Origin of the sequence: Vibrio atlanticus (genome assembly GCF_024347315.1) — a bacterium.
GTDB lineage: Bacteria > Pseudomonadota > Gammaproteobacteria > Enterobacterales > Vibrionaceae > Vibrio > Vibrio atlanticus.
Window position 1 is genome coordinate 1,083,610 of the sequence record NZ_AP025461.1, and the last position, 14,681, is coordinate 1,098,290.

Genomic DNA, 14,681 nt, shown 5'->3' on the forward strand with positions numbered 1-14,681 from the left:
AATCCGCGCTTCGTTTTATGTTTAATCCATACTTTCGTACTTCTTATTTTGGCTAATTGAAATAGCCAAATAATTATCTGTCAGTACACGCTTAGGAATTAGTTCTTTGATATCTACCGCGAACATCACAATGCAATTTGGCGCAGAGCCGCTGTTTGAAAACATCTCTGCTAAATTTGGTAACGGAAACCGTTATGGTTTGATCGGCGCCAATGGTTGCGGAAAATCAACGTTCATGAAAATCCTAAGTGGCGCATTGACGCCAAGCTCGGGCAACGTTTCGATCACTCCTGGAGAGAAACTGGGTGTGCTAAGCCAAGATCAGTTCGCTTTTGAACAGTACAGCGTTATCGATGTAGTAATCATGGGTGACAAAAAACTGTGGGAAGTAAAACAAGAACGTGACCGTATTTACTCTTTGCCTGAAATGAGCGAAGACGATGGTATGAAAGTCGCTGAGCTTGAAAGTGAATTCGCGGAAATGGATGGCTACACAGCAGAAAGCCGTGCAGGTGATATCCTAATCCAAGCGGGTATTGAAGAAGAGTTTCACTTCGGCCTGATGCAACAAGTTGCTCCGGGTTGGAAACTGCGTGTGCTATTGGCACAGGCATTGTTTGCAAACCCAGATATCCTACTTCTTGATGAACCAACCAACAACTTGGACATTCACACGATTAACTGGCTTGCTGAAGAGCTAAACCAGCGTAAATGTACAATGATCATCATTTCGCACGATAGACACTTCCTTAACTCTGTATGTACGCATATGGCGGATATCGACTACGGCGAGCTACGTGTTTACCCGGGTAACTACGAGTACTTCTTAGAAGCGTCGGGTTTGATTCGCGATCAACTTCTAGCGAGCAATGCTAAGAAAGCGGCTGAGATCAGCGAGCTTCAAGATTTCGTAAACCGTTTTGGTGCGAACGCTTCTAAAGCGAAACAAGCAAGTTCTCGCGCTAAGAAAATGGATAAAATCACGCTGGATGAAGTGAAATCATCGAGCCGTATGAGCCCATCAATTGATTTTGGTGAAGGCAAGAAACTGCACCGTCAAGCGCTTGAACTTAAAGAGCTTGGTCACGGCTTCGATGGCGAAACACTGTTTGCTGGTGGTAACTTGCTACTTGAAGCGGGTACTCGTCTTGCCGTTATCGGTGAGAACGGTGTGGGTAAAACAACACTATTGAAGTGCCTAGTTCAAGAGCTAGAGCAAAACGAAGGTATCGTTAAATGGTCTGAAAACGCATCAGTCGGCTACTGCCCACAAGATAGCACGTCTGACTTTGATAACGACCTGAGTATCTTCGATTGGATCTCACAATGGCGTACAGTGAAGCACGATGACCTTATGGTACGTGGTATTCTAGGTCGTCTATTGTTTACTGCTGATGATGCGAACAAGAAAGCGCGTAACTGTTCTGGTGGAGAGAAAAACCGTCTGTTATTCGGCAAGCTAATGATGCAAGACATCAACGTGCTTGTGATGGACGAACCAACGAACCACATGGACATGGAAGCAATCCAAGCCCTGAACGACGCATTGAAGGTTTACACGGGGACGCTTATCTTTGTAAGCCATGACCGTGAGTTTGTTTCTTCGCTAGCAACACACATCATTGATGTAAAAGACCAACAATTAGTGAGCTTCCAAGGTACTTATGAAGAGTACTTGGATCATCAGAAAAAGATGCTGATGGTTAGCTTATAACAGTCTTAGTTGGTCTATAATCGTATTGGTTGACCTATAATTGCATTAGTAAATAGGTAAACGGCTAGCAGCTAACCGTTTATTTGCTAACTATAATAAAAAAGTAATGAGAATAAGAAAGCCCCCGAACACAATAGTGGTCGGGGGCTTTTTGTCGTTCTGATGTTGGTTCTAATTTTAAACGCGGTTAAACAACATTGTTTAACCGCGCTCAAGAGCTAGAACGAATTATCCGTACGTCTAGTATTTAAACAATTGAACTTGAGTATTCAACTGTTGAGCAATGCCGCGCAACTCTTCAGACAAGTGACGAGAGTTATCAGCCTCAGTAGACATGTTTTCTGATACATCATTAACCAACTGAATATTCTTACTGACTTCACCGGTAACCGATCTTTGTTCAGAAGCAGCATTCGAGATATGTGAAGCCATCTCTGAGATCTGTTGAATCGATGTCGCGATCTCTTCCAATGCAATCGTCGCATTGTTTGCATCATCGACACTTGATTGCGCCAAGTCTTGGCTACGTTGCATTGATTCAACCGCACTGACGCTGTTTTTCTGAAGAGTCTCGATCATTTCGCGAATCTCGTCTGTAGAACTGTGAGTTCGTTGAGAAAGAACACGAACTTCATCTGCCACAACCGCAAAGCCGCGACCTTGTTCACCCGCACGTGCTGCTTCAATCGCTGCGTTTAAGGCCAATAGGTTAGTTTGTTCTGCAATATCAGAAATGGTTGATAGAATAGTGTTGATGTCTAACGCATTCTTCTCAACTTCTTGAATGATTCCTGAAGCGTTCTCAACTTGTTGAGCAAGACTAGTGATGGAATCTTGGTTACGAATGATGACTTGCTTACCTTGTTCACAATTCTCTGTTGAACTGATCGCTGAATCAGCCGTCATTTGCGCGTTGTTTGCTACTTCTTCTGCTGTTGCCGACATTTCATGTACGGCTGTAGCAATCTGAGAAATTTCGTGAAGTTGGACTGATAGACCTTCACTTGTTTGACGAGCGACATTGGTACTAATTTCAGATTGCTGATTAAGCTGGTTCGAAGAGCCCGCAATATCACGCACTATCTCTTGAAGTTTTGCTATGAACGCGTTGACGTGATGCGCTAGGGTGCCAATCTCGTCTTTACTATGAACAGTCATACGCTGTGTTAAGTCGCCGTCACCTTTGGACAATGCTTCCATTGCCGAGCTTAGTGTCGTTAATGGCGACAGTGCTTTCTTGATGATAAACATCGCAACGAATGCGATTACAGCAAGTTGTATTAGACCAAATATTACCGACTGACGAACTAATGAATAGTAAGAAGCAAAAGAGTGGTCTTTATCGATAACAACAGTGAAATACCAGTCTGTATGAGGAACTTTCTGAGCAGAAAGAAGGGAGTCGGTACCTTTAATCGTTAGCTCTTCAAATTCTGGATTTTGCGCAAGTGATTTGATTTTCTGAGCAGAAAGGTTGTTTGAAATATTAGAAACAGGCTTTAGCGTTAGGCTGCGGTCTCTATGGGCAACAATGTTACCTTTACCATCGACAAGAAAAGCGTAAACACCAGGTTGCTCAATACTTACAATATCATTGATGAGGGTGTTTAAGTTCAGGTCTGCACCAATAACGCCAGAGAAACCGTTGGCATTGAATGGGCTTGCAATTGTTACCACTAGGTCATTCGTAGCCACATCAACATAGGGTTCAGTGACGACTGTTTGACCTGCCGCCATAGGCGCTTTGTACCAATCTCGAGTACGTGGGTCGTAATCTTGCGGTACTGGCAAATCACCACCTAGAAGAAAGCGACCGTCAGAAAGTCCTGCGTAGGCAATTTGGAACTTACCAGCACTCGTACTTTGAGTTAAATAGCTGGTTGGGTCATCGGTAAAAGTAAACGAATTTTTCGCTGCATTTACAACGTTGATTCGGCCTTCAATCCATTTTTCTATACCCGATACCGTTGTATCAGTTAGTGTATTTGAATACTGCTGAATGGAACGATAGGTTTCGTTAAGAAGTTGCTTACCTGTTACATAAGTCTGAATCATAGTCATTGCGAAAATAATGACAACAAACATTAATGTTAATTTGTTCTTGATTGAAATATTGCTAACACCCATTTACGGTACTTCACTCTATTAGAAATTTGGAAGAGAGTAGCAGTACGCCGTATTACCGTAAAGATATTTTATTACTGATTTCTATCAATAAGTGAATAGTATAAAAATGAGTTATAAACGGAAGTAACGAGAAAGGGTGATTTTCGAGGATTTTAAGCTAAATGTTTGGTTTTTAGTTGAAAAATCAAGCATTAAGGCCAATAGATCACGAGACTATTAGCCTTTAAGTTACCGTTTAAACAATCGAATTTAACATTTGATCACTGATGGATCATAAGTGCTGAATAGACTTAAAAGCCAAATCGAGCTGACATTAAGAATTGGTGGCCGTAAGTACCGTTATTTCGAAGGTCAATACCTACTGAAAGCTGTTCTGTTGAGTGGAAGCGAGCCCCTACACCGACAATTGAACTCGTGTCGTCGCTGTCTACGAGTTGACCAAGGCGGGCGTTAACTTCAATGTTTGCCAGCAACCAAGCTCTTAAACCAATATTGATTTCAGTTTTAATGTGGTTACCATCATTACGTTCGATGTTGTGCAGTAACATCTGTCCAGTAATATCAGCCAACTGATTAATTGGGCCGTTGAACCCCATACCTACAGCCGCATCCCAATCCCCTTCAAATTCAGAATCGATTCGAGCAACAAAGTGTGAGTTTTGAGTGAACATTGTTGTGACTTCGCCACCAAATGTACTAGGGCTAATACCTGTGCGCAGCTCAAATGTATTGTAGTTAAAGTTGTTTGCATACGCAGAGAATGAACACAGTGTAACCAACCCCAAAAGGACCGTCTTGTTTGCGCTACCTAGCATGGTGACTCCATATTAATTATATTTTTCGGCATTATAATGCAAAAAAGCCTGCAATATGCAGGCCATTTGTTATAAATCATGTCTTAGAAGTCGACGGTACGGAGTTTGTATCTTACAAAACTTGAATATGATCTACTTCGATCTCTGGTGTTTTACCACCTTCGTATTCGCCAAATATACGAACTTTTGTATCTGCGGTGAGCGGTTGCGCTAGAAGGATACCGTCATCCAGTTCGATCTGAATTTCACTCTGACCATCAGAGAATACGAACGTATCGTTCTTTAGTTGACGCACAATCTTGCCATCTACGATTGCCTCTTGCTCTGCGAACATGCTGGTGTCTGCTAGTAGAGTCGCAACTGAAACGGTTTCAATCGGTCCCGTGTACGCAATAGCGCTCTGATGCTTGTGGTTACTGTCGCTATTGTTGTGATTACTGTCGCTGTGATGGTCACTAGCCATTGCGAAAGTAGGAGCGAGGATAATAGTAGATGCGATAGCTAATACAGTTTTTTTCATGGTGAATCCCTTAATGTTGTTTTTAGTAGAAACGTTTTTCTGAATTTGAAACGTTTCTTTTCGTTAGTGTGCTTATTTTGTTTGTAAGCTTCGTTTCGATGGAGCTATTAAACAACACTGGGGTTGAATCCAGAGTGAGTAACACATTCATTTTCCATTCATTTTATTGAGCATCTACACGACAATGACGTTAAGATGGAGGCAGAGAAATATTGCCCACAGCTATAAATTGAAAATTAAGAAATAAAGGATTTAAGTACAGATGCGATCACCGTTAAACGCCCTTATGGTTCAAGGGACAACGTCAGATGCCGGAAAAAGTGTTTTGGTGGCAGGTTTATGCCGTGTTTTGGCAAGGAAAGGCATCAAAGTGGCACCTTTTAAGCCTCAAAATATGGCGCTAAATAGCGCAGTGACAAAAGATGGTGGCGAAATTGGTCGTGCTCAAGCGGTTCAGGCACAAGCTTGTAATATTGAGCCTACCGTCCATATGAATCCTGTATTGCTAAAACCCAATTCAGATACGGGTGCGCAAGTGATTCTACAAGGAAGAGCACTGACGAATATGGAAGCGACCGGATATCACGACTACAAGAAAGTTGCGATGAATTCGGTTATCGATTCGTTTGATCGACTTTCTGAAGAATACCAAAGCGTGATGATTGAAGGTGCGGGCAGTCCCGCAGAGATAAATCTTCGAGAAAACGATATCGCGAACATGGGCTTTGCTGAAAAGGCAGACATCCCAGTGATCATCGTTGCTGATATTGATCGTGGCGGCGTTTTTGCACACCTCTACGGCACATTAGCTCTATTATCTGAATCTGAACAAGCGCGCGTAAAAGGCTTTGTGATAAACCGTTTTAGAGGCGATATTGCGTTACTTCAATCTGGTTTAGATTGGCTAGAAGAGAAAACAGGTAAGCCTGTGATAGGGGTTTTGCCTTATCTGCATGGTTTTAACTTAGAAGCGGAAGATGCCATTACCTCAGCCCAAGAGTCTGATGGAGAAGCTAAACTTAAGGTTGTAGTGCCAGTACTAACTCGAATCAGTAACCATACAGACTTTGACGCTCTGCGACTTAACCCTTCGATTGATTTACGTTACGTAGGCAAAGGCGAGCGCTTGAACAGCGCTGATTTGATTGTGTTGCCGGGAACAAAATCGGTAAGAGCCGATTTGGAATACCTAAAACAGCAAGGTTGGGACAAAGATATTCAGCGTCATCTTCGCTTGGGCGGGAAAGTGATGGGTATTTGTGGCGGTTATCAGATGCTAGGGAATATCATCCACGATCCAGATGGCGTTGAAGGGAAACCTGGAAGCAGTGAAGGGTTGGGGTATCTTGATACTGAAACGACACTAACACAGCAGAAAACTTTAACCAATGTGTGTGGAACCATGACACTTGATGGCAAAACAGCACAAGTAAAAGGGTATGAAATCCATGTAGGTAGGACTGATGTCAATGAAACGGTATTACCGGTTCATTTAGAATCTGGCAGTGTTGATGGTGCTGTGAATCAAGATAACTCAATTTTTGGTACTTATCTGCATGGCGTATTCGATAACAGTGATGCATTGTCGCTTATTTGCGAATGGGCAGGTGCTAATGATGTGACAGCGATTGACCATGAACAGCTTAAAGAGTTGGGTATCAATCGAATCGCTGATGCCATCGAAGATCACTTGAACCTTGACCTGCTTTGGCCTGAATTAACAGCTTAGGCCGCAACTTAGAAGTTAGCTCAAGAATTTAAACGAATAATAGATAAGTGATAACAATGAAAAAGCGAGTCATCCTTTTAACCATAGCCTTAGTTTCAGCACTGAGTTCTACTCACCTTTTGGCTGCTGAAAAACTACGAGTTTATGCTGCATCGTCTATGACGAACGCGGTTAACTTGTTGGTTGAAGAGTTTGAGAAAGATCATTCTGTCGATGTTATTCCAGTGTATGCGAGCACGTCGTCTTTAGTGCGCCAAATTGAACGAGGTGCGCCAGCAGACATTTTTATCTCGGCAAACGAAAAATGGATGACGCATTTAGTCGATCGTCAATTGGTTTCTGGTGACAATGTCACAAACTTGTGCGAAAACGAACTCGTGCTAATTTCCCCGAAAGATACGCCAATATCTTTGGACCTCTCTAACGGTGACCAATGGGCTAAACTTCTAATGAATGAAAGACTTGCAGTTGGCAACACCATGTCGGTTCCTGCGGGTATCTATGCGAAAGAAGCGCTAGAAACGTTAGGTGTATGGGACGATGTGAAGACTCGATTGGCACCAAGTAACAATGTACGTATGGCATTGGCTTTGGTAGAGCGTAGTGAAGCTAAGCTTGGCATTGTTTACAAAACAGATGCATTGCTATCTAAAGAAGTGAACCTAGTGTCGACGTTCCCATCAGATTTACATACGTCAATACGTTACCCTGTAGCTAAATTGAGCGATAAAGTCGTCGCAGAACAGTTCTATACTTTCCTAAAGAGCGAAAAAGCGAAGGACACCTTGAACAGTTTTGGATTTGAAGTGCGTTAAATGATGTATCTATCGGAATACGAATACCAAGCCTTAATGCTGAGCTTGAAAGTCGCTGGTTTTGCCATCTTGTGGCTTATTCCTATCGGCATCGGCTTGGCATGGTTGCTTGCTAAGAAACAATTTGTGGGCAAAAGCATTATAGAAAGTATTGTCCATTTGCCTTTGGTACTTCCACCCGTGGTTATTGGTTATTTGTTGCTAGTGATGATGGGCAGACAAGGCGTTATTGGCTCTTGGCTTAATGACGTGTTTGGTATTGTATTCAGTTTTAGCTGGAAGGGCGCTGCTCTGGCGTGTGTTGTTGTCGCGCTGCCATTGATGGTACGTTCTATACGACTGAGCTTAGAAACCGTAGACAGTAAACTTGAAGAGGCCGCAGCTACATTGGGCGCTTCACCTCTTCGTGTGTTTTTTACCATCACTTTACCGCTGATGATCCCTGGGATCATTACTGGCACCATGCTTTCATTTGCAAGAAGTCTGGGTGAATTTGGTGCGACCATCAGCTTCGTTTCCAATATCCCTGGAGAAACTCAAACCATTCCTTTAGCCATGTATACCTTTATTGAAACCCCTGGAGCTGAAATGGAAGCGGCTCGTTTGTGTGTCATTTCTATTGTGATCGCACTGAGTTCACTGATGCTTTCTGAATGGCTCAACAAAAAGTCAGCAAAACGTTTGGGGGGTAACGCATGAGTCGCATGAGCGCTTTGGTCCTCCAATATCAGCAACAGCTTGGTGAAACATTTTTTGATATTGACTTGGAATTGCCGAGTACTGGTATTACGGCAATTTTCGGTCGTTCTGGTGCGGGTAAAACTTCACTTATCAATGCCATTAGTGGTCTCAAACAACCAGATAATGGCTTGATCAGCGTATCTGGAACTACTTTGTTCGATAGTGATAAGGGCATTAACTTGCCGACGCACAAACGCAACGTCGGCTATGTATTTCAAGAATCACGATTGTTTCCGCACATGAAGGTGTCAGGCAATCTTAAATATGGCATCAAAGACTTCGATAAAACGCATTTCGATCAGATTGTCTCCTTATTATCTCTCGGTCTATTGCTAGACCGTTACCCAGCACGTTTGTCGGGTGGTGAGAAGCAACGTGTTGCGATTGGCCGCGCACTGTTGTCTAAGCCCAGCATTCTATTGATGGATGAGCCATTGGCGTCTCTGGACTTACCTCGTAAGCGTGAAGTAATGCCGTTTCTGGAAAACTTATCTGAAACCGTTCAAATACCGATTATCTATGTAACTCATAGTCTCAATGAAATATTACGCTTGGCAAATCACCTTGTGATCATTGATCAAGGCAAAGTTATTTCATCGGGGATGACGGAAGAGGTATGGGCATCGAGAGCCATGCAACCGTGGCAATCTTTTTCAGAGCAAAGTTCGTTGTTTGAAGCGACATTAGCGGAACATAATGATGATTATGCGTTGTCACGTCTAACGTTAGGTAAATCAACGTCACTTTGGGTTCAAAAGGTGTCGAGCGAGCTTGGCACTACGGTAAGGCTGCAAGTGAGGGCAAATGATGTCTCTATCACGCTACAGCAGCCGCAAGGCACTTCGATACGTAATATCCTTCCTGTCACTATTAAAAGGGTAGAGACGCACCAACAAGGCTCGAATAAGCAGAGTGTCGCTGTCGAGTTAGAACTTGAGGCCGGATGCTACCTATGGGCAACCATTACATTGTGGGCGCTGGATGAGCTGAATTTAGAAATTGGACAACGTGTCTACGCACAAATTAAAGGCGTGAGTGTCGCGCAAAAAGATATCGCGATAACGCACTAAGCTTATGAACTAAGTTTATGCAGCAAGCTCATGCGATAATATATTCAGATCTAGCGGTAATACATTAAGACCCCGCGACGTACTTGGTTTTTGGTTTCATTTTAGAACGGGTAAAACTCGAAGTTGATTCTGTGACTCGATCTTGATTCCATAAATGACTACATGCGTCATTTTTATACGGTATAACTGCCAGTTCTGCGTCATACTATATGGGTGTATGTGCATACTTTCGTGCGATGAGAAAAGTTAGAATTCTAAGAGCCACAATGAGAATCCCTACACTAACAAGACCCCAGACGTTACATTCGAATAATAGAAGAAGCGAGCAGAAAAAGAACGTATAGAAAAAGCTGCTGGTACAAAAAAGCCGCATGTTTTAAATAACATACGGCTTAATCATTAAGTTTTCCTTAAGCATTCAACCTAAATTTAGGTGCTTTGAATGGCTTAGCGGATGAAAACTTCTTTGAAATCACGCTTCAAGATAGCATCACGGCGCGCTTTCTTGATTTGCTTAGCCATGTCTTTTACACAGTTATGTAAAATTTGGTCAAGCAGTTGAGCTCGGTACTCTTCTTTTTCTTCATCAGTCATGCCTTCTGGAAGTTTAAGAGTAGGGAACTCCTCCATCATGTTTACGCCAGCGAAAGCTTGGCTAACAGAGATTAGAGCGTGGAATTGCTCGAAGTTGTCTAAAACATTTTGTGCGCTTGCTGGAAGGCTGCTCCAAGTTTCACGCACTGCTTCTTCAGACACTTCGTGAATAGAAGTAACCATGTTGTGCATCTCTTTAGGCACTTCATCAAATTCGATAACTTGGCGAAGCTCTGGTGAGATAGTGGTTAAATCGATTTCTTGTACTTCGTTGTTTGTAGCGTCTGACATAGTATTTCTCTTTAAAAAGAAACAATGCTAAAAAGATCTGTAAAAAAGTCAATATAATATAGAGATTAGGGCATGATTTAAGCCCAAATTTGAGCTACTTTGAATATTCAACACTAGATAAAGGTGATGTGATGATAGAAAAGGGATCTTCGATGCGCATATTGCTGGTTGATGACGTTCAACTGGATAGGATGCAACTCGCTATTCGACTCAAGCAACTGGGTCACGTTGTAGAAGCTGTTGGTAGCGGAAAAGAAGCCCTGAATGTTTATTCTGATTTTGATCCTGAACTCGTGTTACTGGATATCAGTATGCCAGACATGGATGGTTTTGAGGTCGCTAACGAAGTTCGTCGGCAATTCCCAGAATGGGTTCCGATCATCTTTTTGAGCGGTCATGAAGAGCCTGAAATGATCGCAAAAGCGATTGATGCTGGTGGCGATGATTATTTGATCAAACCGGTAAACAAAGTTGTTTTGAACTCTAAGTTGATTGCGATGCAGCGTATTGCGCACATGAGACGAGAGTTAAAACAGAGTACCGCCAAACTCGAAGAACTGAATATTTTACTGCAACAACAAGCCAACGAAGACGGCCTAACCAAATTATACAACCGTCGATATATGGATACTAAGCTTGAAGAGAGCATTGCGTGGCACGGACGACGTAATATATCCATGACCGTCATACTACTCGATGTTGACTTCTTTAAGCCTTACAACGATAACTATGGCCACATTCAAGGGGATAAGTGCCTACAAGGGCTTGCCAATACTTTGAAAGAGCTCTTTGTTCGAGCTGGAGAGTTTGTTGGACGTTACGGCGGCGAAGAGTTCGTCATCATTCTGAGTGATACCGACAGCTCCGCGGCTAATTTACAGGCCAATCGTGTAAAAGAAGCACTGCATCAAATGAACTACGTCCACGACTACTCAGCAGTGTCTGACAGGGTGACAGCGTCACAAGGCGTGTTGTCATTCGTGCCTGAGGGTGGTGAGGCTATCGCTTCTATTTACGAAAAGGTTGACCAAGCACTGTACCAGGCCAAGCAAAGTGGAAGAAATACCTACATACAACGCGATATTATGGAGCTTGAGCAATAGTTGACGAGCTTCGGTAGTAACCTGAATTATACTTCTAGTAGCTTATAAGCTAGGAAGTGACTTAAGTGATAAAAGAAATGCAGCATTCCAAGTCATTCGTCATGACTAACTCAAACAAAGGTCTTGTATTAACTCTGTTTGTTTCCGTGTCTCCAACTGCTGTTAACGCATCTTCGCTCTCTGAACTGGTCAGGAAAGACATTGAACAAACCTTCGCAACGAGTGTTTTGCTCAATGATACGGATGTGTTTACCTTTGGCATAAATAATTTTGATCCCAACAAAGTCTTTAGTTTGGACAATGAAGATATTGGCTCTAATGACTCAGTAAGTCGCCGACAAAATATCGCGTCCCTCAGCCTTCCTTATACCTTTGAAGTGCCAAGTTATATTGAAGACAACCATCAAGAAGTAACACTTCGTTTATCTGCGTTGCGGATAGAGAAGGATGTTCAATATGCCAGTTCAACGATAAGCGACTTTCAAAAAGAGTCTGTTGTTTCTGGTTACGTTGAGTATGCGAACGTATCCCAGTTGAACGAATACTGGAGTTTTAGTTCTGCAATTGGTAACCATATTTCCTATTATCGAAACGATTTTGAATATCGTTCTTCGTTGCTTGCACCAATTCAAGGTCAACTGGATGGTCTTTATCTGAACACGGATGCTTGGGCATACATAATAGAGCCTAAGATAAAGTTGATGTTTGAAGATAAGAATGACTGGGGTAAATATAAACTCAGTACCAGTTGGCATTACTTTAATGGTATAGGTTGGGGAGAAGCCAATAATGGTAGTATTGGTCACCCAGAAGGTTGGTACATAGCAAATGAAGCTAAGATCTTCTATGACTTAGTTCGTTGGGACAAAAACATCACATCCATGTATTCGAGTATAAGAAGAATAGATATTGGTGGTGATACTGTCGCGTCTATGGGCACTACAGCTTACTACGAAGGTAGTGTAGGTTGGTTGCTTAACCCAAATCTGTTTAATGACTGGGTCGACAATGTAGGAATAGGGTTTACTATCAATTACGGAAGTAGTTTGAAAGGAGGGAGCTTAGTCATCTTCTTTAACCAAGACTAGTCTAAGCACCAACGCTTTCGATGTTCACACCGTTAAATTACGATGTTCAGAGCTTTACATTCCAAGACTTTCAACGTCTTTAACTATCGACACACAGCTTGTTTCGGCCAGTTTCTTTTGCTTTGTACAGTGCGTTATCGGCAAGTTTCAAGACTTCTACGGGTTGTTTAGTGGTTCTACTATCAGACAGCCCAATGCTCACCGTTACGTTTACGACTTCAGTTGATTTGTTGCTCTGACCACGCTTTTTAATGCCGGCTTCATGGTCGTCAGGGCGATCGTTGCTATTTCGAATCGTCATATCGTAGTTTTGTACTTCCGAAATGAGAACTTGAAGGTGCTCTTTAACCTGTTCCGAGTATTTGCCTTTAAAAATAATCGTAAACTCTTCACCACCATAGCGATAAGCTTTTGCACCACCGGTTGTTTCACTCAATATACGTGCTACCAACTTCAACACATCGTCGCCAATGTCATGCCCGTAGGTATCGTTAAATTTCTTGAAGTGGTCGATATCAACCATCGCCATTGAGTATTTTCGCCCTAAGTGCTTCATATCCACTTCTAGTGCGTGTCTACCTGGAATGTTAGTTAAACGGTCATTAAAGGCCATATCGTGGCTAGCAGAGACGACATAGATAATGAATAACGTACCAGACAGCGAGAACATCGTACTAGAGATGTATTGCACATCAAAAAATATGAATGTGCTAGTAGAAAGTAAAATTGCGCTGTATACGACAACATCAATCGCGCGGTTGTATACCAGAACTAAAATCGAAGTAAGGCCAAGTAAACAAAGGCTATACAGCACTAAAACGAAAGGTAGCCTCGAGAATCCGTTAACGATAAACAGGATACCTTCGCTCCATGACTCAAATCCACCTGACTGGAAATGAGAAACAATTAATTGTGCCCATACCGTAAACAGAACGAGAACCAAAGCATATAGGAACATAGATTTCGAGTTAACGCCGTTATCTGGGAAGGCATACACCAGTAAGCATGTTACAGGAACTAAAGCGGTTAACAGAGACAGTTCTAATAGAGTGGTGCCTGTGTTGAGTGGCGTTTGTAAACGAACTTGAATGATGAGGTATGCGACGAGCATGGTTAAGGACACCATGGCCATACGACCTTGCTTAAATGTGTGGCACAGCAAAACCGCAACGCTCAATAGAATGTATGGGAGGTTGCTAGCAAACCCTAAGTTTGAATCCGTCACTAGGATGACGTTGTTCATACCTGCAAGTAATATTGCTAATAGAAGTAAGGGAAAGCAAAATCGAAATATGCTCGACGTGACGAAAGAAGATGTCATTTATGTGGTGAGCCTAACTATAATGATGATCTTATATTTTAATTTTATACGTAGGATACGGGTAAACAAGCAATTGCCAAGCTTTTTCATTAAATTATAGCAAAAACATGATCATAGCTCGCTAATTGTACAACTAAATTTATATGTGTTTCAGTTGCTATTAACCTAAGAACGAGCTAAACAGTATATATGATAAATGAAACAGCCGTTATTGATACTTAACTAAATCAACATAGTTTGTGCTCAAGAGTTAGGTGGTTACCTAAGTAGCAATGAACAGATGTTATACGCCTAGCTGCAGAAGCGGTTAGCAACAACCGCGATTAGTTACAACAACGATTAAACTAGAAACAACCGCTCAACATGGAGGTGTATTATGCAAATCAGTGTCGATGTCCATAACTATATGGAAACTTTGGTGGGAAATGTATTAGCGACAGAAGAGTATGTTTCTGGCTATACCAACGAGCAGTTAGCCGATCTTGCGTGTTTGGCTTTAGGTCAGCTTAAACCCATCTATATTCGCTTCGATGTCGATTTTCTATCGGCATTGCCAGAGGATAAATTGGTACTGTATAAACGAAATAGTGAGATCGCGGTCAAAAATGCAGAAAGCATGATCATTGACGACAGAAGACGCGAGCGTGACGACAATGTACCCGTTATCTTTAGTCAACATAATTTTGATGATGACGTAGAATTGCAATGGTATGAAAAGCCATTGTTGAGCGGTAAACAGTCATGATAGTTTAC

The 14,681-nt window shown here is 42.2% G+C and carries 13 protein-coding genes; 8 read left to right on the forward strand and 5 right to left on the reverse strand.

The genetic code is table 11. The annotated features are described in order from the left end of the window. Window positions 1–106 precede the first annotated feature (106 nt). A complete protein-coding gene (locus OCV30_RS20540) occupies window positions 107–1,714 on the forward strand; it encodes an ABC-F family ATPase (protein ID WP_080518033.1) in 1,608 nt (535 codons plus the stop codon). A 240-nt stretch (window positions 1,715–1,954) separates the two neighbouring features. On the opposite strand, the gene OCV30_RS20545 is transcribed toward OCV30_RS20540, so the two are convergent. The 3 genes from OCV30_RS20545 to OCV30_RS20555 form a co-directional block, all read right to left on the reverse strand. Next, on the reverse strand, window positions 1,955–3,841 hold the full coding sequence (locus OCV30_RS20545; protein ID WP_017098265.1) for a methyl-accepting chemotaxis protein: 1,887 nt from the start codon (window positions 3,839–3,841) through the stop codon (window positions 1,955–1,957). 290 nt (window positions 3,842–4,131) lie between these two features. Continuing rightward, on the reverse strand, window positions 4,132–4,656 hold the full coding sequence (locus OCV30_RS20550; RefSeq protein ID WP_009845348.1) for a hypothetical protein: 525 nt from the start codon (window positions 4,654–4,656) through the stop codon (window positions 4,132–4,134). Between the two features lie 112 nt (window positions 4,657–4,768). Further along, window positions 4,769–5,176, reverse strand: coding sequence for a YgiW/YdeI family stress tolerance OB fold protein (locus OCV30_RS20555; protein ID WP_065680056.1), 408 nt, complete (start codon window positions 5,174–5,176; stop codon window positions 4,769–4,771). 262 nt (window positions 5,177–5,438) lie between these two features. Here OCV30_RS20555 and OCV30_RS20560 point away from each other — a divergent pair, with 262 nt between their 5' ends. The 4 genes from OCV30_RS20560 to modC are packed head-to-tail and all read left to right on the forward strand — an operon-like array spanning window position 5,439 to window position 9,531. Beyond that, window positions 5,439–6,905: a cobyric acid synthase gene (locus OCV30_RS20560; protein WP_065680057.1), complete on the forward strand. Its 1,467-nt coding sequence runs from the start codon at window positions 5,439–5,441 to the stop codon at window positions 6,903–6,905. 56 nt (window positions 6,906–6,961) lie between these two features. Then, window positions 6,962–7,720: a molybdate ABC transporter substrate-binding protein gene (gene modA / locus OCV30_RS20565; protein ID WP_065680058.1), complete on the forward strand. Its 759-nt coding sequence runs from the start codon at window positions 6,962–6,964 to the stop codon at window positions 7,718–7,720. After that, a complete protein-coding gene (modB, locus tag OCV30_RS20570) occupies window positions 7,721–8,419 on the forward strand; it encodes a molybdate ABC transporter permease subunit (protein ID WP_065680059.1) in 699 nt (232 codons plus the stop codon). Between the two features lie 5 nt (window positions 8,420–8,424). Next, entirely contained in the window at window positions 8,425–9,531 is a 1,107-nt protein-coding gene (gene modC, locus OCV30_RS20575) for a molybdenum ABC transporter ATP-binding protein ModC (protein WP_065680080.1), read from the forward strand. A 447-nt stretch (window positions 9,532–9,978) separates the two neighbouring features. Here the strand turns inward: modC and OCV30_RS20580 are convergent, their stop codons facing one another. Continuing rightward, a complete protein-coding gene (locus tag OCV30_RS20580) occupies window positions 9,979–10,416 on the reverse strand; it encodes a DUF3069 domain-containing protein (RefSeq protein ID WP_017098271.1) in 438 nt (145 codons plus the stop codon). Window positions 10,417–10,547: 131 nt separating this feature from the next. Between OCV30_RS20580 and OCV30_RS20585 the strand changes: the two genes are divergently transcribed. Both OCV30_RS20585 and OCV30_RS20590 read left to right on the forward strand, forming a co-directional pair. After that, window positions 10,548–11,519 carry a diguanylate cyclase gene (locus tag OCV30_RS20585; protein WP_198299351.1) on the forward strand — a complete coding sequence of 324 codons (972 nt, stop codon included), beginning with the start codon at window positions 10,548–10,550 and terminating at the stop codon, window positions 11,517–11,519. Between the two features lie 101 nt (window positions 11,520–11,620). Next, window positions 11,621–12,607 (forward strand): Solitary outer membrane autotransporter beta-barrel domain, encoded by a 987-nt coding sequence (locus OCV30_RS20590; RefSeq protein WP_370736706.1) that lies wholly within the window; start codon window positions 11,621–11,623, stop codon window positions 12,605–12,607. A gap of 79 nt (window positions 12,608–12,686) precedes the next feature. Here OCV30_RS20590 and OCV30_RS20595 read toward each other — a convergent pair whose 3' ends face one another. Next, entirely contained in the window at window positions 12,687–13,928 is a 1,242-nt protein-coding gene (locus tag OCV30_RS20595; protein ID WP_065680062.1) for a GGDEF domain-containing protein, read from the reverse strand. Window positions 13,929–14,304: 376 nt separating this feature from the next. On the opposite strand from OCV30_RS20595, the gene OCV30_RS20600 reads away from it, so the two are divergent. After that, window positions 14,305–14,673 carry a late competence development ComFB family protein gene (locus OCV30_RS20600; RefSeq protein WP_009845358.1) on the forward strand — a complete coding sequence of 123 codons (369 nt, stop codon included), beginning with the start codon at window positions 14,305–14,307 and terminating at the stop codon, window positions 14,671–14,673. Window positions 14,674–14,681: the final 8 nt, after the last annotated feature.